The organism is Streptomyces sp. NPDC093252 (assembly GCF_040683675.1).
Lineage (GTDB): Bacteria > Actinomycetota > Actinomycetes > Streptomycetales > Streptomycetaceae > Streptomyces.
In genome coordinates, this window is the sequence record NZ_JBFBEM010000012.1 from 130,252 (window position 1) to 155,016 (window position 24,765).

A 24,765-nucleotide genomic window follows, 5' to 3' on the forward strand; every position below is an offset into this window, starting at 1 on the left:
GACCTCAGGAAACCTCCGGAACCGCCGCCTCAAATCCGTACTCATAGCCGACGGCCAGCCGGTAGGGCAGACACCATTCCCCGTACTCGACGACCCCCTCGTCGTCCCAGAGCCGATGGGCACCGGCCAGGATGGGGGAGCCGACACGCACCCCGAGAAACCCGGCCTCCCGGGCGTCGGCGTCCCGCCCGTGCAGATCGTCGCGTCCCGCCACCACCCGCCTGCCGGTGGCCTGCTGAATCCTCGGCAGCAGTCCGGGAGAGGACGCGCGGGACGTCGACAGCAACTCGGGCACGGCGGCGGCGAAGTGAGCCGGATGCCAGGTCACGAAGAGGCCGGTACGTTGCTGCCCCTTGCCGGTGTGCCACTCGCGGTGGACGACCTGGGCGCCGTCCTCCAGATCGAAGATCTCGGCGACGTACTGCGGCGGCCGGATCAGCTCCGCCTTCGTGACGATCATCGTCTCGCCCTCGGCGAGCACCGATCCGGTACGCAGAACGCGCGTGATCCGGTCGTAGCCGGAGGGGGCGACCTCGGGCGCGTTGGCGACGAAGGTTCCCCGGCGGGACGTGGTGATGTACCCCTCGACCTGGAGCCGATCGAGGGAGCGGCCAAGGGTGGCAACGGACACGCCCTCCCGCTTGGCCAACTCCCGCACGGGCGGCAGCTTCTCCCCTTCCCCGAGCGCACCATCAAGGATGCGACGCCGGATGCGCTCGGCGACTTGCATGTACGGGTGAGGGGCGTCGGGCATGGCGTCTCCCTTAGGGCTGTCCTAGGACAGAGTCGGCTGTGCCGGGGCATGCCGGGGCACAGGAAATCCGTGCGAGGGAGATGGCATACCCATCTGGGACACGTCGGCCGACAGACGAAGGCGGGGGAAGGGGCACCGGTCCTTCCGGACGGGCGCCCTTCCCCCTCTCACCCCTACGACCAGGTAATCAACCGCCTCGGCCGCTCCAGTACCGCCGCCGTGTCCGCCAGCACCTTCGAGCCCAGCTCGCCGTCCACCAAGCGGTGGTCGAAGCTGAGCGCCAGCGTGGTGACCTGGCGGGGCTTCACCTTGCCCTTGTGGACCCATGGCTGGAGCTTGATCGCGCCGACCGCGAGGATCGCGGACTCGCCGGGGTTCAGGATGGGCGTCCCGGTGTCGACGCCGAAGACGCCGACGTTGGTGAGGGTGACCGTGCCGCCCTGCATCGCCGCCGGGGTCGTCCTGCCGTCGCGGGCCGTGGCGACCAGGTCGGCGAGGGAGCGGGCCAGTTGGGGGAGGGTCTGGATGTGGGCGTCCTTGATGTTCGGGACGAGGAGGCCGCGCGGGGTGGCCGCGGCGATGCCCAGGTTGACGTAGTGCTTGACCACGATCTCCTGGTTCGCCTCGTCCCAGGACGCGTTGATCTCCGGGTTTCTTCTGATGGCGACCAGGAGGGCCTTGGTGATGAGGAGCAGCGGGTTCACCCGCAGGCCCGCGAAGTCCTTGTCCTCCTTCAGGTCCGCCACCAGGCGCATCGTGCGTGTCACATCCACCGTCACGAACTCCGTGACATGCGGGGCCGTGAACGCCGAACCCACCATCGCCGCCGCCGTCGCCCTGCGGACGCCCTTGACGGGGATGCGGGTTTCCAGGGGGGACACCGGGGGGGTGGGGGAGGGTTCCGGTAGTACGGCGGAGGGTTCCGGGTGCGCGGGTGCTGGGGCCGCCGCCGCGTGGACGTCCTCGCGGGTGATGATCCCGTCCGGGCCCGACGGGGCCACCGACGCCAGGTCCACGCCCAGGTCCTTCGCCAGCTTGCGCACCGGGGGCTTGGCCAGCGGGCGGTTCGGGGCGGGGAGTTCCTGGGCCGGAGGCGAGGGCGGTGTGCCGTGGCCGTTCAGTTCGGGCTGTGGCGGCGCGGCAGCGGGCTGCTGCTTGCGGGGGCGGCGGCGCGTCGAGGACGCCGCCACTCCGTAGCCGACCAGGACCGCCTGGCGCTCCTCCGGCTGCTCCGGAGCCGCCGGTTCCACCGAGGGCGCCGGGTCCGCGGGCGGGGCCTCCCCGACCCGGACCCCGATGATCGGCGTCCCCACATCCACCGTCGTGCCCTCGGGGAAGTGCAGGTCGGTGACCACACCGTCGTAGGGGATGGGGAGTTCCACCGCGGCCTTGGCCGTCTCGACCTCGCAGACCACCTGGCCGTCCGTCACCGTGTCCCCGGGCTGGACGAACCACTTGAGGATCTCGGCCTCGGTGAGCCCCTCGCCCACATCGGGCATCTTGAACTCGCGTACGGACCCTTCGGTCATCGTCGTCACGACCCTCTCCTCAGTACGCCAAGGCGCGGTCGACGGCGTCGAGCACCCGGTCCAGGCCCGGCAGGTACTCCTCCTCCAGACGGGCCGGCGGATACGGGGCGTGGTAGCCGCCCACGCGCAGCACCGGCGCCTCCAGGTGGTAGAAGCAGCGTTCGGTGATCCGGGCGGCGATCTCCGCGCCCGAGCCGAAGAACACCGGGGCCTCGTGGACGACGACCAGGCGGCGGGTCCGCTCCACCGAGGTCTGGATCGCGTCGAAATCCAGGGGGGAGATCGAGCGCAGGTCCAGGATCTCCAGGGACTTGCCCTCCTCGGCCGCCGCGTCCGCGACCTCCTGGCAGAGTTTGACCATCGGGCCGTAGGCGGCCAGTGTCAGATCGGTACCCGGGCGCACCACCCGCGCCTTGTGCAGCGGGCCGGGGATGGCCTCGGTGTCGACCTCGGCCTTGTCCCAGTAGCGGCGCTTCGGCTCGAAGAAGATCACCGGGTCGTCGCTCTGGATGGCCTGCTGGAGCATCCAGTACGCGTCGGAGGCATGGGAGGGGGAGACCACCTTCAGGCCCGCGATATGGGCGAACAGGGACTCCGGGGACTCCGAGTGGTGCTCGACCGCGCCGATGCCGCCGCCGTAGGGGATGCGGATGACGACCGGGAGTTTGATCTTGCCCAGGGCGCGTGCGTGCATCTTGGCGAGCTGGGTGACGATCTGGTCGTACGCCGGGAAGACGAAACCGTCGAACTGGATCTCCACCACCGGGCGGTAGCCGCGCAGGGCGAGGCCGATGGCCGTGCCCACGATGCCGGACTCGGCGAGCGGGGTGTCGATGACCCGGCTCTCCCCGAAGTCCTTCTGGAGGCCGTCCGTCACCCGGAAGACCCCGCCCAGCTTGCCGACGTCCTCGCCCATGACGAGGACCTTGGGGTCCGACTCCAGCGCGCGCCGCAGCGACGCGTTGATCGCTCTGGCCACCGCCAGCTTCTCGACCGTCATCTCAGACCCCCTCCACATCGCTGAACGACGCCTGGTACGCCGCGAACTGGGCGCGCTCCTCGTCGACGAGCGCGTGTCCGTCCGCGTACACGTGCTCGAAGAGGGCGAAGCGGTCCGGGTCGGGCATGGTCCGGATCACTTCGCGCACTCGTCTGCCCAACGCCTCGCTCTCCGCCTCCAGTTCCGTGAAAAATCCCTCTTCGGTGTGGTTTGAGGATTCCAGGTAGCGGCGCAGGCGCAGGATCGGGTCCTTCGCCTCCCACGCCGCCCGCTCGTCGTCGTGGCGGTAGCGGGTCGGGTCGTCGTTGGTGGTGTGCGCGCCCATCCGGTACGTGTACGCCTCGACCAGCGTCGGGCCCTCGCCCTCGCGCGCCCGCTCCAGCGCCCACTTGGTGACCGCGAGCGTGGCGAGGACGTCGTTGCCGTCGACCCGGACACCGGGGAAGCCGTAGCCCTGCGCGCGCTGGTAGAGCGGCACGCGGGTCTGCTTCTCGGTGGGTTCGGAGATCGCCCACTGGTTGTTCTGGCAGAAGAAGACGACGGGCGCGTTGTAGACCGCGGAGAAGGTGAAGGACTCGGCGACATCGCCCTGGCTGGAGGCACCGTCGCCGAAGTAGGCGATCACGGCGGAGTCGGCGCCGTCCTTGGCGATGCCCATGGCGTAGCCGGTGGCGTGCAGCGCCTGGGAGCCGATGACGATGGTGTAGAGGTGGAAGTTGTTGGTGTTCGGGTCCCAGCCGCCGTTGTTGACGCCCCGGAACATGCCGAGCAGGTTCGTCGGGTCGACCCCGCGGCACCAGGCGACCCCGTGCTCGCGGTAGGTCGGGAAGACGTAGTCGTCGTCGCGCAGCGCCCGGCCGGAGCCGATCTGGGCGGCCTCCTGGCCCAGCAGCGACGCCCACAGCCCCAGCTCGCCCTGGCGCTGGAGGGTGGTCGCCTCGGCGTCGAACCGGCGGGTCAGCACCATGTCGCGGTACAGGCCGCGCAGCGCTTCGGGGGTGAGATCGGCGACGTACTTGTCGTATGCGGCGTTCTTGACGCGCTTGCCCTCGGGTGTCAGCAACTGCACCAGTTCGGGCTCGGTGGCTCCCGGTGACGTCCGGGTCGATCGCTTACCGGCCGTGCTCTTGGTACCGGCGCTGCGTCGCGGCTTGCGCGCGGCAGTGCTCTCCACGGTCACGTGTGCTCCTCCGTCGGTCCGGCTTCCCGGGTTCGCCGGGTAGCCAGTGCGGCTCGCCCATCGTCCTGCCGGTGCACGGGGTGTGTGCGGCCGGTCGGAAATCGGCGTGACAGGTGCCCCGGCGAGCACCCCGCGACCATCACGTTACCCAGTGCTCCACATTTCTGTGAAACCCCACCTGACCTGGGATTTTGCTTGGATTTCCAAGTAAATCGGGTCAGCCGGGAACAATTCCTGGTCACAGCGTCGCAGGGGGCCGGAACAACGGCACGTTATCCCGCGCACCCCGGGCACGGGAAGGGTTCGTGTGTGACACTGACGCCGTGGGTGAAGACGGAAAAATCAGGGTATTTCTCCTCGATGACCATGAGGTGGTCCGGCGTGGCGTGCATGAGCTGCTCGCCGTGGAGCAGGACATCGAGGTGGTCGGCGAGGCCGGTACCGCCGCCGAGGCCCTGGCCCGCATCCCGGCCACCCGCCCCGATGTGGCGGTGCTGGACGTACGGCTCCCGGACGGCAGCGGGGTCGAGGTCTGCCGTGAGATCCGCTCCGCGGACCGCTCGATCAACGCCCTGATGCTCACCTCGTACGCCGACGACGAGGCACTCTTCGACGCGATCATGGCCGGTGCCTCCGGCTATGTACTGAAGGCCATCCGGGGCAGCGAGCTGCTCACCGCGGTGCGGGACGTGGCGGCCGGGCGGTCGCTGCTCGACCCCGTGGCCACCGCGCGCGTCCTGGAGCGGCTGCGCGACGGGGGCGGCGCCAAGGGGGACGACCGGCTCGCCCGCCTCACCGACCAGGAGCGCCGGATCCTCGATCTGATCGGGGAGGGGCTCACCAACCGGCAGATCGGCGAGGAACTCCATCTCGCCGAGAAGACGATCAAGAACTATGTCTCCAGCCTGCTCTCCAAGCTGGGGATGCAGCGGCGGTCCCAGGCGGCTGCCTATGTGGCGCGTATGCAGGCGGAGAGGCCGTAGGAACTCCCGTCGGGGGGCGCGGCGCTTCGGGACTTACGTCCCGGGCCCTTCGGGGCCGCCGCCCCTATCGCCGCATCGCGCGCTCACGCACAGTGGTGGGCATGCCCACCGACGACACGCCGGCCGAGCTGGCCCTCGCCACCGATCTCCTCGGCCGTATCGCCTACGGCCGGGTCGCGGCCAGTATGCGGGCGCTGCCCTTCCTGGTGCCCGCGCGGCACATCGTGAGCGACGGCCGGGTGCTGCTGCGGCTGCCCGGCCGGGGCGGCTACCCGCAGGCGTGCGAGGGCCAGGTGGTGGCGTACGGCGCCGACAGCCTGGGGCCGCTGGGGACGCCGCTGACAGACGGCTCGGATGGGCCGGACAGCACTGATGGGCCGGGCGGGGCGGATGGGCAAGGCGGGCCGGATGGGCCGCACGGGCACTGGTCGGTGCAGATCGTCGGTGCCTGTGAGGCGGCGGAGCCGACCCCCGGCGAACTCTCCCGACTGGGACCCGCCCCCCGCGTCGTGGACGGCGAGCCCTACAGCCCGGTCTATCTGCGGGTGACCCCGCAGTTCGCGACGGTCCATTCGACGGACGACGGGCTGCGGGCGCGGCTCGGCCCCGCCGGCAGATCGCAGGAGAACCTGCACCGGTAGTGGGCGGGCAGGCCCGCGAACGCGGCACGCGCGCGTGGAGCCCGGTTCGGGGTGCCACGCGCGCGTGATCAGTTGTCGGAGCCGCCCGGCCCGTCAGCCGGTGGCGCCCTCCGGCCCGCCGGGGAGGCCGATTCCGCCACTGTCCGTTCCCGGCTCCGTGCCGCCGGGGTCCGGGCTCCCCGGGTCCGGGCTGCCGGGGTCCGGGCTCCCCGGGTCCGACGACGCGGTGTTCGTCGGCTCCGTGTCTGTCGGCTCCGTGTCCGTGGGCTCGTTCGACGGTTCCTGGGACGGGGTGTGCGACGGCTGCTGGGACGGGGTGTAGTCCCAGTCGCTGCCACCGCCCCCGTTGTTCTCCTGGGTGCCGGTGTTCGTCGGCTGCCGGGACTCCTCGTCGCTGGGCGACGGGCTGGACGACCTCTCCTCCTCGACACTGCGCGAGGTGGTGGGCGACGGGCTGGAACCCCCGCCGTCGCCCGCGGTGTTGCCGTTGTTCAGCGCCAGGGCGACGCCCGCGACGATCGCGATCACGCCGAGCACCGCGAGTATCCAGAGCTTGCCGGAGCCGCGACCGCGGTTGCCGTGCCCCTCGAAACCGCCGTCGTCCCGGCCACCGCCGCCGTAGGACGGGATGATCGGCTGCGGGATCTGCGAGGTGCCGTCGCCGGGATGCGGCAGCACCGCGGTGCCGGAGGTGCCCATCGGCGGGGTGTGCCGGCCGTCGTGGGCCTCCACCGGGCCGGTGTTCCAGGTGCCGGTGTGGCCGCCCTGGTCGTACAGCATCTGGAGGCTGTACTGGATCAGGCCGCGCATCTCCTCGGCGGTCTGGAAGCGGTCGTCGGGCTCCTTGGCGAGCGCGCGCATGGCGAGGCCGTCCAGCTCCGGCGGGGAGGCGTCGGAGACCTCGGAGGGCGGCGTCGGGATGTCCTGGACGTGCTGGTAGACCACCGACAGCGGGGTCTCGCCGACGAACGGCGGGCGCAGCGCGAGCAGTTCGTAGAGGAGACAGCCCGTCGCGTACAGGTCGGAGCGGTGGTCGACGGCCTTGCCGAGCGCCTGCTCCGGGGAGAGGTACTGGGGCGTGCCCATGACCATGCCGGTCTGGGTCATCGTCGTGGAAGCCCCGTGCAGGGCGCGGGCGATGCCGAAGTCCATCACCTTCACCGCGCCGGTGTCGGTGATGATCACGTTGGCGGGCTTGATGTCCCGGTGCACGATGCCGTGCTGGTGGGAGTAGGCGAGCGCCTCCAGCACCCCGGAGACGATGATCAGCGCCTGCTCGGGCCCCGGGGCCTCGGCGTTGAGCAGCAGATCCCGGATCGTGCGCCCCTCGACCAGCTCCATCACGATGTACGGCACGCTCTGGCCGCCCATCATGTCCTCGCCGGAGTCGTACACGGCGACGATGGCGTGATGGTTGAGCCCGGCGACCGACTGCGCCTCGCGCGTGAAGCGGGCCTTGGACACCGGGTCCTCGGCGAGATCGGAACGCAGCAGCTTCACGGCGACCGTGCGCCCGAGGCGTACGTCCTCGGCCGCGAACACCTCGGCCATACCGCCCCGGCCGAGTCTGCCGGTCAGCCGGTACCGGCCGTCGCCGACCAGCCCGCCGTTACCCCACAGGTCCGGCGCGTCTGACATACCGCCGCCAGCCGCCTCGGGGTCGGACGGGCCCTGAGCGCGCTGCTGTGCCATCAGTCCTCGCCGTCGTTTCTGCCCGCGGAACGCGCGGTGTTGTTACGGTCTCCGTCGGCCACGCTACAGCCTCCGGGGGAGCCGGAGGTGCGAGACGGTTGGCCCGGACCCGGCCCGGACCCGTCCGGTGCCTGCGGGTCCGCGGTACCGGCGGGGCCGGTCATGAAACCCCGCGGCCATATCGTCGTGCAAATCCTGTGCGCCCGGGGCCGGGGGGCTGTAACGCTTCCGCGACGCTTCTTTCGCGTACGGTCACGGAACGGGCACCGCGCTTGACGTGTCAGTGGCCTGGGGCAGACTTGGCCGGGAATAACACATTCGATCACCGGTGAAGCGCGGGGGCACGGCCACTGTCGCCTGTGCCGATGGGGGACGCGGAACGATGAGCCAGCAGGACGGCGCACAGGGCCGGTACGCGGGGCGGGCGCTCGCCGGCGGACGTTATCAACTGCGCGACTTGCTCGGCCAGGGCGGTATGGCCTCGGTGCATCTCGCCTACGACGCGGTGCTCGACCGACAGGTCGCGATCAAGACCCTGCACACCGAACTCGGCCGCGAACAGGCGTTCAGGGAGCGGTTCCGGCGCGAGGCCCAGGCGGTGGCGAAGCTCACGCACACCAATATCGTCTCGGTCTTCGACACCGGCGAGGACGAGGTCGACGGGATGACGACCCCGTACATCGTCATGGAGTACGTCGAGGGGCGTCCGCTGGGGTCCGTGCTGGACGAGGACGTACGGCGGTTCGGGGCGATGTCCGCGGACCAGGCGCTGAAGGTGACCGCGGATGTGCTCGCGGCGCTGGAGATCAGCCATGAGATGGGGCTGGTCCACCGGGACATCAAGCCGGGCAATGTGATGGTCACCAAGCGCGGTGTGGTGAAGGTGATGGACTTCGGCATCGCGCGGGCCATGCAGTCCGGGGTGACGTCGATGACCCAGACCGGGATGGTGGTCGGCACCCCGCAGTACCTCTCCCCCGAGCAGGCGCTCGGCCGCGGGGTGGACGCGCGCTCCGATCTCTACTCGGTCGGCATCATGCTGTTCCAGTTGGTCACCGGGCGGCTGCCGTTCGAGGCGGACTCGCCGCTGGCCATCGCGTACGCGCATGTGCAGGAGGAGCCGGTGGCGGCCTCCGCCGTCAATCGCGCGCTGCCCCCGGCCGTGGACGCGCTGATCGCGCGGGCGCTGAAGAAGAACCCGAACGAGCGTTTCCCCACCGCCGAGTCGATGCGGGACGAGTGTCTGCGGGTCGCGGGGTCCTTCCACGCCGCGCCGCCCAGCATCGTGCCGGGCGCCGCGGCGCAGAGCGGTGCGGGGGTCGGCTCCGCCGTGTTCCCGCCGGTGGGGCAGACGGGCGGCGGGCCGGGCGCACCGCACGGCGCGGTCCAGACGCCGTACCAGCCGGTCCCGCCCCAGCAGCAGCACCCCCAGCCGTACGGGGCCGCTCCGGCCTACGGCTATCCCCAGCAGCAGGCCGGCTACCAGACACCGGCCGCGGGCTACGGGGGGACACCGGCCACACCGCCCGCGTACGCCATCAGCCCGCAGCAGCAGCCGGGCGGTGGGGGCGGGGGCGGGGGCCGGGGGAACCGGCCGGTGATCATCGGGTCGGTGGTGGTCGCGCTGCTGGCGGTCGGCGGTCTGATCGCGGTCCTGGCGCTGCGCGGCGACGGCGGTACGGGGGACGACACGACGGGCGGCGGCGGGGCGAGCGCCTCGGCGTCGGCGGAGCAGGAGCCGGGGTACCGGGGGCCGGACACGGCCAAGACGATCGAGACGACGGAGTGCACGGAGCCGGAGGAGGCGTACAACGACCCGGACAAGGTCCGCATGCCGGACTTCCGGTACAAGTACATCGACTCGGTCAAGCAGTGCCTCCAGGCGGCGGGCTGGGGCCAGCAGCTCGAAACCGTCGACGAGAACACCTACGGCGAGGGCGCGGTCATGAAGCAGTTCCCGGCCCCGGGCACGGATGTGGACCCGCAGGACATGCCGGAGATCCAACTGAGTGTGTCGACGGGTAACCCGGCGTGACGCTCCGCTAGGGGGCGCGTCACGCCGGGTCTGGGTTCCGGGGTCCGTCGGGCTCCGGGTTCGGGTTCCGGGGTTCCGGGGTTCCGGGCTCCCCGGCTCCGGGCTCCGGGTGGGCATGGGAAAGGCCCGGCCGTGGGGCCGGGCCCTGGGGTGGTCGGGGGGTGTTCTAGAGGTACGGGCCTCCCGTGCGCGGGTCCTCGCCGGGGCCCTCGGGGCCCATGCCCGGCGGGAGCGCCCGGCGCATCTGCTCCAGTTGGGCCCGCGCGGCCATCTGCTGGGCGAACAGCGTCGTCTGGATCCCGTGGAAGAGACCCTCCAGCCAGCCGACGAGCTGGGCCTGCGCGATCCGCAGTTCCGCGTCGGACGGGGTGCCCTCGTCGGTGAAGGGCAGGGAGAGCCGCTCCAGCTCCTCGACCAGCTCCGGCGCCAGACCGTCCTCCAGCTCCTTGACCGAGCTGGCGTGGATCTCCTTCAGCCGCACCCGGCTGGCCTCGTCCAGGGGAGCCGCCCGCACCTCTTCGAGCAACTGCTTGATCATGCTGCCGATGCGCATGACCTTCGCGGGCTGCTCGACCATCTCGGTGACCGGGATCTCGCGGGATTCCTCGTCATCTCCGCCGCCGCCCAGAGCCATGCCGTCCTGGCCCACGACCAGGATCCGCTGGTTGTTCTCCGGCGACCCATCGTTCCTCGGCATCTCCATGCCGTCATTCTCTCGCACACCCCCACCCCATCACCGCCCTGCCCCCCGTGCGGGCCGATCCGCCGCATCGCCCGCCCGGACGCCGGGGAAATGCCGGTCCGGGCCGGGGATGTGACGCTTGTCCCGTGACACGTCCCTCGCCGTCCAGGCCAACGGTCGGGTCCCGGGTGGGGGTGGGGCTCGGGGCGGTGGGGCTGTGTGTGGTGGGGGTGGGGGTGTCCTGTGCGCAGGGTGGTGGTGGTGAGGGGGTGGGGCGGGGTCCGGTGGCGGTGGTGGTGGCGTCCGGGGTGCCCTCCGGGGCGGAGAGCAGGGCCGGGAGTGTCCCGGGGGAGGGGCGGCAGCGGCCCGGGCGGGAGGGGGAGGCCTCTCCGGCTCCTCCCGCTTCTCCTTCGCCTTCGCCTTCTCCTTCGCCGAGTTTCCCGGCGGCGTCCTCCGGGGAGCCCTCGGCCCCGTCCTCGACCGGCCCCGCGCGGGTCGGGGGCGGAGGGCTGGACGGGGCCGAAGTGGCCGACACCGGGCGGCGGACCGGGCCCGTGGTGCGGATTCTGCCGCTGGGAAGCGGGCTGATGCTGATCGGGATCGGGCTCGGGCTCGCCTTTCTGGGGCTGCGGCTGCGCCGGGGGTGAGAGGAGGGGCGCGGCGCCCCGCGCTATGCCGGGGTGACCAGGAGGACCTTGCCGATATGGGTGCTCTCCTCCAGCAGGCGGTGCGCGGCCGGGGCCTCGTTCATGGGCAGCTCGCGGTCGACCACCGGACGGACCTGCCCGTTCTCCAGGAGCGGCCAGACATGCTCGCGTACGGCGGCCACGATCGCGGCCTTCTCGTCCAGCGGGCGGGCCCGCAGTGAGGTCGCGCTGATGGTGGCGCGCTTGCCGAGGAGCGCCGAGAGGTTCAGTTCCGCCTTGATCCCGCCCTGGAGGCCGATGATCGCGAGGCGGCCGTTGACGGCGAGGGCGCGGACATTGCGGTCGAGGTACTTCGCGCCCATGTTGTCGAGGATGACATCGGCGCCCGTCCCGTCGGTGGCCTTCGCGATCTCCTCGACGAAGTCCTGCTCGCGGTAGTTGATCAGGATGTCGGCGCCCAGTTCGGCGCAGCGCGCCAGCTTCTCCCGGGTCCCGGCGGTGACCGCTACCCGGGCTCCGACGGCCTTGGCGAGCTGGATCGCCATGGTGCCGATCCCGCTGGAGCCGCCGTGCACGAGCAGGGTCTCGCCGGGCCGCAGGTGGGCCAGCATGAAGACGTTGGACCAGACCGTGCAGGTCACCTCGGGGAGCGCGGCGGCGTGGACGAGGGAGACGCCCGCCGGGACGGGCAGGAGCTGGCCGGCCGGGACGGCGACCTTCCCGGCGTAGCCGCCGCCCGCGAGCAGCGCGCACACCTCGTCGCCGACGGACCACCCGGAGACACCGGGGCCGAGCGCGGAGATCCGGCCGGAGCACTCCAGGCCGGGGTGGGGGGAGGCGCCGGGCGGGGGGTTGTAGAAGCCCTGGCGCTGGAGGATGTCGGCACGGTTGACGGCGCTGGCGACGACATCGACCAGCACCTCGCCCGCACCGGGCACCGGATCGGAGACCTCGCCCCATACGAGCGCCTCGGGCCCACCGGGTTCGGAAATCGTGATCGCATGCATGAGGGGACGCTACCGCTGGGTGGGGGTGGGGTGGGGGTGCCGGGGCACAGAGGGCGCTGGGGGGACAAGGGGTACAGGGGGTACAGGGCGTACCGGGGCACAGGGGGTACCGGGGCACAGGGGGTACCGGTCCGACGGATGCCCGCCGACCCCCTGCCGGGACGGGCGTCCCCGACCCCTGCCGGGACGGCCCCCCTCTGGTCCCCCGGCCCTACGCCCCCCGCCCGGCCCTCCGTCTTTGGTCCCGTCCCGGCGGAAAAGACTGTGCGAAACCGATGAGTCTGGGTCACGGTAAAGGTCTCCCCATGCGTGACCCAAGTCCGTGAAAGGACCTCCGGAAGGACAACCCACCATGAGCCAGCCGACCTCCGGCCTCGCGATCGAGACCGCCGGCCTGGTGAAGACGTTCGGCGAGACCAGGGCCGTCGACGGTGTCGACCTCGCGGTGCCCACCGGCACGGTCTACGGCGTCCTCGGCCCGAACGGCGCCGGTAAGACCACCACCGTGAAAATGCTCGCCACCCTGCTGCGGCCCGACGGCGGACGGGCCCAGGTCTTCGGCCGGGACGTCGTCCGGGAGGCCGACGCGGTCCGGGCGCGGGTCAGCCTGACCGGGCAGTACGCCTCGGTCGACGAGGATCTGACCGGCGCCGAGAACCTGGTGCTGCTGGGGCGGCTCCTCGGGCACGGCAAGAAGGCCGCCCAGGCGCGCGGGGCCCAGCTCCTGGAGGCGTTCGGGCTGACCGAGGCGGCCGGGAAGCAGGTCAAGAACTACTCGGGCGGTATGCGGCGCCGCATCGACATCGCCGCCTCCATCCTCAACACGCCCGATCTGCTCTTCCTCGACGAGCCGACCACCGGGCTCGACCCGCGCAGCCGCAACCAGGTCTGGGACATCGTCCGCGCGGTCGTCGCCCATGGCACCACCGTGCTGCTGACCACGCAGTATCTGGACGAGGCCGATCAGCTCGCGTCCCGGATCGCGGTGATCGACCGGGGCAAAGTGATCGCGGAGGGCACCAAGGGCGAGCTGAAGGCGTCGGTCGGCGCCGGTTCGGTGCATCTGCGGCTGCGGGACGCGGCCCAGCGGGACGAGGCGCGGCAGGTGCTGCGGATCGCGCTGGACGCGGAGGTGCAGCTCGAACCCGACCCGGTGGCGCTGACCGCCCGGGTCGGCGGCGCGGGCAACGGCCAGGGGGCCGCCGAGCGGGCCTCCCGGGCGCTCGCGGAACTGGCCCGCAGCGGGATCACGGTCGACAACTTCTCCCTCGGCCAGCCCAGCCTGGACGAGGTCTTCCTCGCCCTGACCGGGCACGACACCCACACCACCAGCAAGGACGATGACGGCAGCGGCGTCTCCAAGGCCGCCACGACGGAAGGCGGGGTGGCGGCATGAGCACCGCGACGACCACGGAGACCAAGGATCTGGCGCCGGTCAGCGCCGAGTCGCTGGCGCATCTGCTGGTGGCCAAGGAGCGACCACCGCGGCCCAGCGCCTGGTCGGCGTCGCTGACCTTCGGCTGGCGCGCGATCCTCAAGATCAAGCACGTCCCCGAGCAGCTCTTCGACGTCACCGCGTTCCCGATCATGCTGGTGCTGATGTACACGTACCTGTTCGGCGGGGCGCTGGCGTCCTCGCCGCGGGAGTACATCCAGTTCCTGCTGCCCGGCATCCTGGTGATGTCGGTCGTGATGATCACCATGTACACGGGTGTCGCGGTCAACACGGACATCGAGAAGGGGGTCTTCGACCGGTTCCGCTCGCTGCCGATATGGCGGCCCGCGGTGATGGTCGGCTATCTCCTCGGGGACGCCCTGCGCTATCTGATGGCGTCGGTCGTGATGCTGGCCGTCGGCATGATCATCGGCTACCGGCCGGACGGCGGGCCGCTCGGGATCCTCGCCGGGGTGGCGCTGCTGATCGTCTTCTCGTTCGCCTTCTCGTGGATCTGGACCATGTTCGGGCTGCTGCTGCGCAGCGAGAAGTCCGTGATGGGCGTCAGCATGATGGTGATCTTCCCGCTGACCTTCCTCTCCAATGTCTTCGTCGACCCGCACACCATGCCGGGCTGGCTCCAGGCGTTCGTGAACAACAGCCCGGTGACGCATCTGGCGTCGGCGGTGCGCGGGCTGATGGACGGCGACTGGCCGGGCGCCGACATCGCCTGGTCGCTGGGGTGGGCCGCCGTACTGGTGCTGATCTTCGGGCCGGTCACCATGCGGCTCTACAACCGCAAGTAGCGCCCTTCGGCCTCCGCGTCACGGACGCCGCTCGGGCCCCCGGGTCATCCAGCCGGGGGCCTCGTCCGTGGTCGGCTCGGTGCGCACGATGGTGATCACCCGGTCGGTCAGCTCCAGCGCCCCGACCGCCTCGTCGTCGTAGGCCAGCACCCGGTGGCCGCGGACGACGCTCACCACCAGGTCGTCCAGTTCGCGCGGGCGGCGGCCGGTCTCCGCGCGGGTGACCGGCCGTTCGACGATGTCCAGTCCGCTGCCCTGCCGCATCAGGTCCTCCATGACCAGACCGGCGGCCGGGCTGAGCACCGACAGGCCCAGCAGGCGGCCCGCCGCGCCCGCGCTGGTGATCACCTCGTCGGCGCCGGAGTGCTTCAGCAGCGGCGCGTTCTCCTCCTCGCGCACCGAGGCGACGATCTTCGCCTCGGCGTTCAACTGCCGGGCGGTGAGGGTGACGAGGACGGCCGTGTCGTCCTGCTGCGGGGCCACGATGATCTTCCCGGCCCGCTGCACCTCCGCCTTGAGCAGCACCGCGCTGCGGGTGGCGTCCCCGGCGACACCCCCGTAGCCCTCGGCCTCGGCCGCCGCGATGGCCTTGCCGCTGGGGTCGATCACCACCACCCGGTCCTTGGGCACCCCGGCCGCGCACACCGCGCGGATCGCCGACCGCCCCTTGGTGCCGAAGCCGACGACAACCACGTGATCACGCACGACAAGCCTCCGAACGCCCTGGATCCATGCCCCCGAACCTACTGTCCCGCTCCCCCACCGCCGCGCGCCGCCGCCCGGACCGTGAGGTAGCGTCCAGCACCATGGTGCCGACCGCAACGATCTCGGCGACGCACACCGTCACAGGGGGCACACGATGAGCGGGGACGAGCGACCCGGCGTCCACCGGACCGGGCTGTCCATCTTCCGCAGCCTGTGGTCGCGCTCCCGGGTCGAGGCGCGCGACGACGCCGAGGCCGGCCGGTCCATCATGATGCCCACCCTGGGCACCAGCCCGCCCCTCCAGCAGGTGCTGCGCAGGCTCGCCCTGGCCATGCTGGTCCTGGGGCTGACCGTGCTGATCGTCTATGTCGACGCCGACGGCTACACCGACAACTCCGACGGCTCGGTCGATCTCCTCGACGCCGCCTACTACGCCACCGTCACCCTCTCCACCACCGGCTACGGCGACATCACCCCCGTCAGCGACGCGGCCCGGCTCACCAACATCTTTGTGATCACCCCCTTGCGGGTGATGTTCCTGATCATCCTGGTCGGCACCACCCTGGAGGTGCTCGCCGAGCGCACCCGCCAGCAGGTCCGCATCCACCGCTGGCGCTCCCGCACCCGCGACCACGTCGTGGTCATCGGCTACGGCACCAAGGGGCGGCACGCCGTGCAGACCCTGACCGGGCAGGGGATCCCCCGGGAGCAGATCGTCGTCGTGGACGCCCAGCGCAAGGCGACCGGCGCCGCCGCGGACGACGGGCTGGTCTCCGTCACCGGGGACGCCACCCGCACCGACACCCTGCGCAAGGCGGAGGTGCAGACGGCGGCGCAGGTGATCGTCGCTCCGCAGCGGGACGAGACGGCCACGCTGATCACCCTGACCGCCCGGCAGCTCAACAAGCGGGCCACCATCGTGGTCGCCGTGCGCGAGGACGAGAACGTGCCGCTGCTCCAGCAGAGCGGCGCCGACACCGTGGTCACCAGCTCCAGTTCCGCCGGGCGGCTGCTCGGGGTGTCCATGATCAGCCCGTCCGTGGCCCGGCTGCTGGAGGATCTGATGACCCTCGGCAGCGGGCTGGACCTCATCGAACGGGGCGTCCGCGAGGACGAGATCGGCCGCTCCCCGCGCGACTGCGCGGACCTGGTGGTGGCCGCGGTCCGCGGCAAGCAGGTCCTCGACTACACCGACCAGCGCCTGTCGGCCCTGCGCCCCGGCGACCGGGTCATCACGGTGAGCAGGCCGGTACCGGCGGTGGAGTAGCCGCGGGGCGGGGTCCGGGTCGGGGGCGGGCTGGGCTTGGGGGGGTGTGTTTCACGTGAAACATGGCGTGAGGCTCGTCCCGGTCCAGGGCAGGTCCAGGAGTTCCGTCTTCTGCCCGGCCTCCGCCCCGCCCGGCGGGATGACGGCCAGGGCGTCGGCCGCCGCGATGCCACGCAGCATCGCCGGGCCCTGGTAGCGCAGCGGTACGGCCGCCTCCCCGCGCAGCAGCACCGGCACCAGCCGGGTGTCGTCCGGATGCCCCTGTACGGCGTCCCGGAGCGGCAGGCCGTAAAGCTGCGGGGCCGGGCGGGCCGCCAGGGTGCGCAGCAGTGGTTCGGCGAGGGTGAGCAGGCCGGAGACGGCGGCGAGCGGGTTGCCGGGCAGGCCGACCAGATGGCGGCCGGGGCCGATCCGGGCGAGCAGCATGGGGTGCCCGGGGCGGACCCGCACCCCGTCCACGAGGAGTTCGGCGCCGACCCGGTCCAGGGTGGGGTGGACGAAGTCGACCGGGCCCGCGGCGGTGCCGCCGGTGGTGACGATCAGTTCGGCGTCGCTGGTGGTGATGGCCTTGTGGAGGGCGTCGGCGTCGTCGCCGAGACGGTGGAGCGCGGTGACCTCGGCGCCGAGGGCGCGCAGCCAGGGGGGCAGGAGGGGGCCGAGGGCGTCGCGGATCAGCCCGTCGTGCGGGAGGCCCTCGGTGAGGAGTTCGTCGCCGAGGATCAGCACCTCGGCGCGGGGGCGGGGGACGACGGTGAGGGTGTCGTACCCGGCCGCCGCGGCGAGGCCGAGCACGGCCGGGGTGACGAGGGTGCCGGGCGGCAGCAACTGGTCGCCGGTGCGGCACTCCTGGCCGCGCGGGCGGATGTCCTGGCCGTGGCTCATCTCGCGGGTGGGGTGGAGCCGGGCCTTGTCGTCGGGCCGGCCGTGCTCGCTGCGCAGGACGGCGGTGGCGTCGGGCGGGACCCGGGCGCCGGTCGCGATCCGGACGGCCTCGCCGTCGGCGAGCGGCGCGGCGGGGGCGTGCCCGGCCAGGACGCCGTCCTCGCGGACCGTCCAGGGTCCCGGTCCGGCGACCGCCCAGCCGTCCATGGCGGAGGTGTCGAAGGAGGGCAGGTCGGTGAGGGCGGCGAGGGGGGTGGCGAGGGTGCGGCCGAGGGCGGTGTCCAGGGGGACGGGGGCGGGGGTGCGGCGGGGGGCGCCGGGGCCGGGGCGGGCGGCGCGGGCGGCGGTCTCACGGGCCTCGGGCCAGGGGGTGGCGGCGCGGTGGCGGGGGGCTGCCGCGGTGACCGTCGCCGGGACCGTGCGCGGGCTCGGGTGGGGGTGGGCGTGGGGGTGGCCGGTGCGCTTCACGAGGGCGAGCACCTCGTCGACGTCGAAGTCGTCGGCGGGGGCGGTCATCCGGCGCCGCCCGTGCTGCCGGGGGCGGGGGCGGCCGGGGTCTCGGGGTCCGCGTTCTCCTCCGCCCAGCGCAGGGCGAGGGCGGTGGCCCGGCGGGATGCCTCGGCGACGGCTTCGGGGCCGCCACCGGCCCGGGCGGCGGCGTAGCCGACGAGGAAGGTGGTCAGCGGCGCGGCGGGCCGGGCCACGCCGTGGGCGGCGTCCCGCGCCACGTCCAGCAGGGCGCGGAAGTCGACGTCCAGCTCGATGCCGAGTTCGTCCTTGACTGCGGAGATCCATTCTTCCAGCACGAGCCCATGCTCCCTGATGCGTGCTCTGGCGGCGGCGATGTCGTCCCAGGTGTCGCAGTCGAAGGACGCGACCGGGTCGGCGATCCGGGTGAGGTGCAGGGTGGGGGTGAGGCGGCGCAGGGGGAGGCCGGTGAGGGTGCCGTCGTGTCCGGCGGCCAGGTCGGTGAGGGCGCGGCGCAGCGGGGCGGCCCGGTAGGCGGCGACCAGCGGCTGGTCCCGGCCGTCGGGGTCGGTCAGCAGCGCCGCGTCCGCGCCGGAGCCGGTCAGGGCGTCCAGGAGCCGCCGGGCGGTGGTGTCCCGGAGGAACGGGAGGTCGGCGGAGAGGACGAGGAGGCGGTCGGCGGTGGTGTGCCGGATTCCGGCGCCGAGGGCGGCGAGCGGGCCGCCGCCGGGCGGGTCCTCGCGGGCCCAGGACACCGGGCGGGCGGTGGGCCGGGGGTCGGCGACGACGACGGTGGTCCGGGCGTCCGCGCAGGCGGCGAGCACCCGGTCGAGCAGGGCCCGGCCGCCCACCCGCACGCCCGGTTTGTCCGCACCCCCGAGGCGGCGCGCGGCACCTCCGGCGAGCACGACGGCGTCGTACGCGGCGTCAGACGCGTCGCCGTACGTGTCGCCGTACGTGTCGCCGGACGCGCCCTCGTACCCGCTGCCGGAACGCTCCGCTGAGGTCACCCCCCGAGTATGCGGCCCGGGGTGATCACAGGGAACGGCGTGGACGCCGCCCTTCTCCGTTCACAGGGTGCGGAGCAGCACCGCCGGTTGCTCCACGCAGTCCGCCACGAAGCGGAGGAAGCCGCCCGCCGTGGCGCCGTCGCAGACGCGGTGGTCGAAGGTGAGGGAGAGCTGGACGACCTGGCGGACCGCCAGCTCGCCCTCGTGCACCCAGGGCTTGGGGACGATACGGCCGACGCCGAGCATCGCGGCCTCGGGGTGGTTGATGATCGGCGTGGAGCCGTCTACGCCGAAGACTCCGTAGTTGTTGAGGGTGAAGGTGCCGCCGGTGAGGTCGCCGGGGGTCAGGGTGCCCGCGCGGGCCGTCTCCGTCAGCCGGGCGAACTCGGCGGTGAGCCCCTCCGCGTCCCGGTTCTGGGCGTCCTTGACGACCGGGACCACCAGACCCCGGTCGGTCTGGGCGGCGAACCCGAGATGCACCCGGTCCAGCCGGACGATCTCCCGCGCGGCCATGTCCACCGTCGCGTTCAGCTCGGGGAAGCGGGCCAGGGCGGCGACGCAGATCCGGGCGAGGAGGGCGAGGACCGAGATCCTGGGTCCCGACGCCGTGTTCATCACCGCGCGCGCCCGCATCAGCTCGGTCGCGTCGGCGTCCACCCAGCAGGTGGCGTCCGGTATCTCGCGGCGGCTGCGGGACAGCTTGTCGGCGACGGCGCCCCGGACGCCCTTGAGGGGGACGCGGGAGACATCCGCGACGGGGGCGGGGACCGGCGGTGCCGTCACCTGGGGCGCACGGGCGCGGACCTGCGCGGCGCGGGCCGCGTACTCCACGTCGGCGCGCAGGATCAGCCCGTCCGGGCCCGAGCCGGTCAGCTCGCGCAGATCCAGGCCGTGTTCCCGGGCGAGGCGGCGGACCAGCGGGGAGATCACCGGGACGGGCCCCTCGGCCGGGGCCACCGGAGCCGCCGGGGCCGCCGTGGCCGCCTCGGGGCGGGGTGAGGCGGCCACGGCGGTATGCGCGGGCGGGGGGACGCGGCGGCGACGGGCCGGGGCGTCGGTGGTGCCGTAGCCCACCAGGACGTTGCCGGAGCCGCCGCCGGAGTCCCCGGCGGCGGGGCGGGTGCCGTTGGCGGGGGCGAGGGGCGGGGTGCCCCCGACGCCGACCACGACCCCGGCACCGGCACCGGCACCAGCGCCAGCCACGGCCGCGACTCCGGCACCGGCATCTGCCGCAGCGCCGGAGCCGGAGCCCGATCCCGAGCCCGCGCCGGACCCGTGACCGGCGGAACCCTCCGCCCCCGGCCCCCCGGCGAAGCCGCCCGCGTCCGCCCCCACCGCGACCATGATCAGCGGAGCGCCCACCGGCAGTTCCGTGCCCTCCTCGCCGAAGCGGGCCGTGACCACCCCGCCGTAGGGGCAGGGCACCTCGACCATCGCCTTGGCCGTCTCGACCTCCACCACCGGCTGGTCGACGGCGACCACCTCGCCGACCTCCACCAGCCAGCGCACGATCTCCGCCTCGGTGAGCCCCTCGCCGAGGTCGGGGAGCTTGAACTCCAGCACCTGTGCCATCAGCTCTCGGCCTCCCATTGCAGACGCGCCACGGCGTCCAGGATCCGGTCGACGCCGGGCAGGTGGTGCCGCTCCAGCATCGGCGGCGGATAGGGGATGTCGAACCCGGCGACCCGCAGCACCGGTGCCTCCAGTTGGTGGAAGCAGCGCTCGGTGACCCGGGCCGCGATCTCTCCGCCCGGTCCGCCGAACCCGCCCGACTCATGGACCACGACCGCCCGCCCGGTCCGCCGCACCGAGGCGCAGACCGTGTCGTCGTCGAACGGCACCAGGGTGCGCAGATCGACCACTTCGAGGTCCCACCCCTCGTCCCGGGCGGCCTCGGCGGCTTCGAGGCACACGGGGAGCGACGGGCCGTACGTGATGAGCGTGGCGCTCCGGCCGGAGCGCCGCACCACCGCGCGGCCTATCGGCTCAACGCTCCGCGGCGCCTCCGGGTTCCAGGAGTCCTTCGACCAGTACAGCCGCTTGGGCTCCAGGAAGACCACCGGGTCGTCGGAGGCGATGGCGGCGCGCAGCAGCCCGTAGGCGTCGGCGACGGTGGCGGGGGTGACGACGTGCAGGCCGGGGGTGGCGATGTAGTACGCCTCGGAGGAGTCGCTGTGGTGCTCGACGCCGCCGATGCCGCCGCCGTAGGGGATGCGGATGGTGAGGGGGAGGGGCTGGGCGCCCCGGGTGCGGTTGCGCATCTTGGCGACATGGCTGAGGAGCTGCTCGAACGCCGGGTAGGCGAACGCGTCGAACTGCATCTCCACGACCGGGCGCAGCCCGTACATGGCCATGCCGACGGCTGTGCCGAGGATGCCGGCCTCGGCGAGGGGGGTGTCCGTGACGCGGTCGTCGCCGAACTCCTTCGCGAGCCCGTCGGTGACCCGGAAGACTCCGCCGAGTGTGCCGACGTCCTCGCCGAGGACATGGACGGCCGGGTCCTCGGTGAGCGCGTCGCGCAGGGCGCGGGTGAGGGCCTGGGCCATGGTGGCCGGTTTCACGGCCGGTGCCACGGTGGTCATTCCGGTGCCCCTTCGTGCTCCGCGGCCAGCTCGGCGCGCAGCAGGGCCTCCTGCGCGCGCAGTTGCGGGGTGGGCTCGGCATACACATGGGCGAAGAGATCCGTGGGGTCGAGGACCACGTCCGCGTTCATCCGGGCCCGCAGATCGGCGGCGAGGGCCTCGGCGGCCTCCCGCGCGGCGGTCCTCGCGGCCTCGTCGAGCAGACCGCGCGCCTCCAGCTCGCGCTCCAGCAGCAGCACCGGGTCGTGGTCGCGCCACGCCTCGATCTCGGCGTCGCCCCGGTAGCGGGTGGCGTCGTCGGCGTTGGTGTGCGCCTCCATGCGGTACGTGATCGCCTCGACCAGCGTGGGACCGCCGCCCTCGCGGGCACGGCGTACGGCGTCGGTGAGCACCTCGTGGACGGCGGCGGCGTCGTTGCCGTCGACCAGGCGGCCCGGCATGCCGTACCCGACGGCCTTGTGGGCGAGGGAGGGGGCGGCGGTCTGCTTGTCGAGCGGGACGGAGATCGCGAAGCCGTTGTTCTGGACCAGGAAGACGACCGGGGCGCGCCAGACGGCGGCGAAGTTCAGCGCCTCGTGGAAGTCGCCCTCGCTGGTGCCGCCGTCGCCGACCAGGGCGAGGGCGACCACGTCGTCCCCCTTGAGGCGGGCGGCGTGGGCGAGGCCGACCGCGTGCGGGAGCTGGGTGGCGAGGGGGGTGGAGAGCGGGGCGACCCGGTGGGTGCGGGGGTCGTATCCGGTGTGCCAGTCGCCGCGCAGCAGGCTGAGGGCCGCTACGGGGTCCACCCCTCGGGCGATGACGGCGAGCGTGTCGCGATAGCTCGGGAAGAGCCAGTCGCGCTCCTCCAGCACCAGCGCGGCGGCGATCTCGCACGCCTCCTGCCCGGTGCTGGACGGGTAGACGGCGAGCCGCCCCTGCTTGGTGAGGGCGGTGGCCTGCGCGTTGTACCGGCGGCCCTTGACCGTCTCGGCGTAGAGGCGGCGCAGCAGGGCGGGGTCCGTCCCGGCGGCCCGGGGGGTGCCGAGGACACGGTGGGGCTCGGGATCGGGCAACAGGGGGGCGGGGTCCGTGCGCGGCTGCCAGGCGGGCGGCGGTGCTGGCCGGTAGGCACCCCGCTGCTCCATGACCGTCATGTGCGGCACCTCCTCGTGAGTGGAGCGTGAGTGGAGTGTGGGTGAGGCGTGGGTGGGGCGTAGGTGGGGCGTAGGTGGGGAGCGGCGATGTGGGGAGCGGCGCCTCCCCTACCGATTGTTCGGTAGTCGGCACATTTTGGCTACGGACGGCCGCAGGCTGTGGACAAACGGTTCTCCACAGCCTGAGATGGACGCAGTACGTCCACCTGACGGAGGCGGGGGCAGATGTCATCTGAACAAATGGCCGACGGCCCGGAGAACGGAGACCTTCCGGGGGACCATCCGGGGGACCTTTCGGGCGACCCCCCGATGGCCGCCGTGCCCGCCCCGGACGCGGAGATCCCGCCGCCGCGCCCGCTGGACGCCATCGACCAGGACATCCTGCGCATGCTCCAGGCGGACGGCCGCGCGTCGATACGGTCGGTGGCCGAGCGGGTGCATGTCTCGCGCGCGAACGCCTACGCCCGGATCAACCGCCTGGTGGAGGACGGGGTGATCCGCGGCTTCGGCGCCCGGGTCGACCATGAACGCGCCGGGCAGGGCACCTCGGCGTACATCACCCTGAAGATCGTCCAGAACTCCTGGCGCACGGTCCGCGAGCAGTTGCGCGAACTGCCCGGCGCCGCGCACATGTCCCTGGTCGGCGGCGACTTCGATGTCCTGCTGCTGGTCCATGTCGCCGACAACAGGGCGCTGCGGGAGCTGGTCTTCACCCAACTGCACGCGCTCCCGGAGATCCTGAGCACCCGGACGCTGCTGGTGTTCGAGGAGGAGAATCTTGAGCCGCCGGGGTGAGGGGCGGGGATTCCGGTCTGGCCGGCGGGGGTGTTGGTGCGGGGCGCGGAGGAGAGGGACGGAGCTGCCGGGCCGGAGGGCGGGCGCGGCAACCCTGTCCGTGGTGTGGGCAGTTGGCGGTACTCCCGGCCGTGATCCAGGCGTACATTGCGAGATGTCAGTACGCCAGGGGAGTCAGCATGCCCGACCAGACAGAGAGGCACGTCGGAACCCGTATCCGGGAGTTCCGCGCCATCCGGGACCTCAGCCTCGCCGAACTGGGCCGGACGGCCCACGTATCCACCAGTCAACTGTCCCGGGTCGAGAACGGTGAGCAGCCCGCGAGCCCCTCGGTCCTCGCGTCGGTGGCCCGCGCACTCGGCGTCACGCTGTCCGTGCTGCACGGACAGCCCTACATCCACATGCTTCAGAAGGACCGGCTCGACCGGCTGCTCGCGCCGATCGCCAGCGCCCTGGACGCGTGGGACATCCCGCCGGCGGAGGACACCCCGCCGTGTTCGCCGGACGACCTCGCGGAGCGCACCGCACGCGTCGCGAAGCTGCGCGCCCGGGGGGAGTTCGGCGCCGCCGCCGAGGCGCTGCCGGAGCTGATCTCCGACACGGCGGTCGCCGTGCAGACGCACAGTGCGCCGGGGCGGGACCGGGAACGGGCCCACGACATGCAGGCGGAGGTGGCGCGCACCACGGCGATCATCGCCTACCGGCTCGGCTTCATGGACCTCGCACGGCTGGCGCTCGCCCGGATGGCGATGGCCGCCCCGCACTCCGGCGATCCGCGTCAGGTCGCGGTGGAGCGCTACGAGCGGGCGGTCATCACCCACGCCGAGGCGTCCCGCCCCGACCGGGGCGTGGCCCTGGTCGAACGGGCCCTGCGGGATCTGGACGACGACGGCGACCCGTCCACCATGGCGGTGCGCGGCACGCTGCTGCTGCGGGCCTCGGCCCTGTCCGCCGTCCAGCGCGACCACACCGCCGCCGAGGAGTGGCTCGGGCAGGCCGGTCAACTGGCCGAGGCCGGTGCGGCGGCGGACGCGGCGGCCGATCCACCGGGGACCCGGTACGCCCTCGCCTTCGGGGACCTGAACGTCTCGCTCGGCCGCCTCGACGTGGCGATGTACCGGGACGACCACGAGGAGGCGCTGCGCGTCGCCACCGGGGTCCGTCTGCCCGACTCCTACCAGCCCACCAGGGTCGCCGGATTCCTGATCCGCAAGGCGAACGCGGAAGCCTGGACCGCACACCACGACGCCGCGCTGGACTCCCTGGAGCAGGCCCGCCGGACAGCCCCGCAACTGACCCGCTACCACCCGGACGTGCACGAGACGGTCGGCACGCTGCTGCGGGCCCGCAGGCGCGCCCCGGACCAGCTCCGCGCGTTCGCCACCTGGAGCGGCATCTAGCACGGCCCTCACCCTCCGGTCAACGCTCCGCCATCCCCACCTTGGGGACAGCGGAGCGTTGCCGTTTCGGCACGCTGAGTCAGCGAAGCAGTAGCGGAAGCAGACCCCCGCGACCGCGCGAACGGTCCGGGG

At 72.7% G+C, this 24,765-nt stretch carries 21 protein-coding genes and 1 pseudogene; 9 read left to right on the forward strand and 13 right to left on the reverse strand.

Going from position 1 to position 24,765, the window contains the following annotated elements:
- Positions 1-4: 4 nt before the first annotated feature.
- The 4 genes from AB0O01_RS24985 to pdhA form a co-directional block, all read right to left on the reverse strand.
- On the reverse strand, positions 5-754 hold the full coding sequence (locus tag AB0O01_RS24985) for a GntR family transcriptional regulator (protein WP_365316660.1): 750 nt from the start codon (positions 752-754) through the stop codon (positions 5-7).
- 173 nt (positions 755-927) lie between these two features.
- Complete coding sequence (locus tag AB0O01_RS24990) at positions 928-2,292, reverse strand: dihydrolipoamide acetyltransferase family protein (RefSeq protein ID WP_365316662.1); 1,365 nt, start codon at positions 2,290-2,292, stop codon at positions 928-930.
- A 10-nt stretch (positions 2,293-2,302) separates the two neighbouring features.
- Complete coding sequence (locus tag AB0O01_RS24995) at positions 2,303-3,283, reverse strand: alpha-ketoacid dehydrogenase subunit beta (protein ID WP_365316664.1); 981 nt, start codon at positions 3,281-3,283, stop codon at positions 2,303-2,305.
- 1 nt (position 3,284) lies between these two features.
- Positions 3,285-4,463, reverse strand: a complete 1,179-nt coding sequence (gene pdhA, locus AB0O01_RS25000; RefSeq protein ID WP_365316665.1) for a pyruvate dehydrogenase (acetyl-transferring) E1 component subunit alpha — start codon at positions 4,461-4,463, stop codon at positions 3,285-3,287.
- Between the two features lie 323 nt (positions 4,464-4,786).
- Between pdhA and AB0O01_RS25005 the strand changes: the two genes are divergently transcribed.
- Both AB0O01_RS25005 and AB0O01_RS25010 read left to right on the forward strand, forming a co-directional pair.
- On the forward strand, positions 4,787-5,446 hold the full coding sequence (locus AB0O01_RS25005; protein WP_365316667.1) for a response regulator transcription factor: 660 nt from the start codon (positions 4,787-4,789) through the stop codon (positions 5,444-5,446).
- 101 nt (positions 5,447-5,547) lie between these two features.
- Positions 5,548-6,087: a pyridoxamine 5'-phosphate oxidase family protein gene (locus AB0O01_RS25010; protein ID WP_365316668.1), complete on the forward strand. Its 540-nt coding sequence runs from the start codon at positions 5,548-5,550 to the stop codon at positions 6,085-6,087.
- A gap of 93 nt (positions 6,088-6,180) precedes the next feature.
- Here AB0O01_RS25010 and AB0O01_RS25015 read toward each other — a convergent pair whose 3' ends face one another.
- Complete coding sequence (locus AB0O01_RS25015) at positions 6,181-7,782, reverse strand: protein kinase (protein ID WP_365316883.1); 1,602 nt, start codon at positions 7,780-7,782, stop codon at positions 6,181-6,183.
- A 379-nt stretch (positions 7,783-8,161) separates the two neighbouring features.
- Here AB0O01_RS25015 and AB0O01_RS25020 point away from each other — a divergent pair, with 379 nt between their 5' ends.
- Positions 8,162-9,814: a protein kinase gene (locus tag AB0O01_RS25020; protein ID WP_365316670.1), complete on the forward strand. Its 1,653-nt coding sequence runs from the start codon at positions 8,162-8,164 to the stop codon at positions 9,812-9,814.
- Between the two features lie 166 nt (positions 9,815-9,980).
- Here AB0O01_RS25020 and AB0O01_RS25025 read toward each other — a convergent pair whose 3' ends face one another.
- On the reverse strand, positions 9,981-10,517 hold the full coding sequence (locus AB0O01_RS25025) for a bacterial proteasome activator family protein (protein WP_365316672.1): 537 nt from the start codon (positions 10,515-10,517) through the stop codon (positions 9,981-9,983).
- A 503-nt stretch (positions 10,518-11,020) separates the two neighbouring features.
- On the opposite strand from AB0O01_RS25025, the gene AB0O01_RS25030 reads away from it, so the two are divergent.
- A complete protein-coding gene (locus AB0O01_RS25030) occupies positions 11,021-11,143 on the forward strand; it encodes a hypothetical protein (RefSeq protein ID WP_365316674.1) in 123 nt (40 codons plus the stop codon).
- A 23-nt stretch (positions 11,144-11,166) separates the two neighbouring features.
- Here the strand turns inward: AB0O01_RS25030 and AB0O01_RS25035 are convergent, their stop codons facing one another.
- Positions 11,167-12,150, reverse strand: coding sequence for an NAD(P)H-quinone oxidoreductase (locus AB0O01_RS25035; RefSeq protein WP_365316676.1), 984 nt, complete (start codon positions 12,148-12,150; stop codon positions 11,167-11,169).
- 352 nt (positions 12,151-12,502) lie between these two features.
- Between AB0O01_RS25035 and AB0O01_RS25040 the strand changes: the two genes are divergently transcribed.
- Positions 12,503-13,546 carry an ATP-binding cassette domain-containing protein gene (locus AB0O01_RS25040; protein ID WP_365316678.1) on the forward strand — a complete coding sequence of 348 codons (1,044 nt, stop codon included), beginning with the start codon at positions 12,503-12,505 and terminating at the stop codon, positions 13,544-13,546.
- Entirely contained in the window at positions 13,543-14,391 is an 849-nt protein-coding gene (locus tag AB0O01_RS25045) for an ABC transporter permease (protein WP_365316680.1), read from the forward strand. The genes AB0O01_RS25040 and AB0O01_RS25045 overlap by 4 nt, the downstream gene beginning before the upstream one ends.
- An 18-nt stretch (positions 14,392-14,409) precedes the next feature.
- Here the strand turns inward: AB0O01_RS25045 and AB0O01_RS25050 are convergent.
- Positions 14,410-15,096 (reverse strand): annotated as a pseudogene (locus AB0O01_RS25050) (NAD(P)-binding protein); the annotation flags it as partial.
- Between the two features lie 154 nt (positions 15,097-15,250).
- Here AB0O01_RS25050 and AB0O01_RS25055 point away from each other — a divergent pair.
- Positions 15,251-16,363: a potassium channel family protein gene (locus AB0O01_RS25055; RefSeq protein WP_365316682.1), complete on the forward strand. Its 1,113-nt coding sequence runs from the start codon at positions 15,251-15,253 to the stop codon at positions 16,361-16,363.
- Positions 16,364-16,414: 51 nt separating this feature from the next.
- Here the strand turns inward: AB0O01_RS25055 and AB0O01_RS25060 are convergent, their stop codons facing one another.
- The 5 genes from AB0O01_RS25060 to AB0O01_RS25080 all read right to left on the reverse strand — a co-directional run bounded on the left by AB0O01_RS25060 (position 16,415) and on the right by AB0O01_RS25080 (position 22,438).
- Positions 16,415-17,761: a molybdopterin molybdotransferase MoeA gene (locus AB0O01_RS25060; RefSeq protein ID WP_365316683.1), complete on the reverse strand. Its 1,347-nt coding sequence runs from the start codon at positions 17,759-17,761 to the stop codon at positions 16,415-16,417.
- On the reverse strand, positions 17,758-18,621 hold the full coding sequence (locus AB0O01_RS25065; RefSeq protein ID WP_365316884.1) for an NTP transferase domain-containing protein: 864 nt from the start codon (positions 18,619-18,621) through the stop codon (positions 17,758-17,760). Before AB0O01_RS25065 ends, AB0O01_RS25060 begins: the two co-directional genes overlap by 4 nt.
- A gap of 162 nt (positions 18,622-18,783) precedes the next feature.
- Positions 18,784-20,295 carry a dihydrolipoamide acetyltransferase family protein gene (locus AB0O01_RS25070; RefSeq protein ID WP_365316685.1) on the reverse strand — a complete coding sequence of 504 codons (1,512 nt, stop codon included), beginning with the start codon at positions 20,293-20,295 and terminating at the stop codon, positions 18,784-18,786.
- Positions 20,295-21,305, reverse strand: a complete 1,011-nt coding sequence (locus AB0O01_RS25075) for an alpha-ketoacid dehydrogenase subunit beta (RefSeq protein WP_365316687.1) — start codon at positions 21,303-21,305, stop codon at positions 20,295-20,297. Before AB0O01_RS25075 ends, AB0O01_RS25070 begins: the two co-directional genes overlap by 1 nt.
- Positions 21,302-22,438, reverse strand: a complete 1,137-nt coding sequence (locus tag AB0O01_RS25080) for a thiamine pyrophosphate-dependent dehydrogenase E1 component subunit alpha (RefSeq protein WP_365316689.1) — start codon at positions 22,436-22,438, stop codon at positions 21,302-21,304. The genes AB0O01_RS25075 and AB0O01_RS25080 overlap by 4 nt, the downstream gene beginning before the upstream one ends.
- Before the next feature lie 309 nt (positions 22,439-22,747).
- Between AB0O01_RS25080 and AB0O01_RS25085 the strand changes: the two genes are divergently transcribed.
- Together AB0O01_RS25085 and AB0O01_RS25090 are read left to right on the forward strand one after the other, a co-directional pair.
- On the forward strand, positions 22,748-23,233 hold the full coding sequence (locus AB0O01_RS25085; RefSeq protein WP_365316885.1) for an Lrp/AsnC family transcriptional regulator: 486 nt from the start codon (positions 22,748-22,750) through the stop codon (positions 23,231-23,233).
- Positions 23,234-23,412: 179 nt separating this feature from the next.
- The gene (locus tag AB0O01_RS25090; RefSeq protein ID WP_365316691.1) at positions 23,413-24,633 is read left to right on the forward strand and encodes a helix-turn-helix transcriptional regulator; all 1,221 of its coding nucleotides are present in this window, start codon (positions 23,413-23,415) and stop codon (positions 24,631-24,633) included.
- Positions 24,634-24,765: the final 132 nt, after the last annotated feature.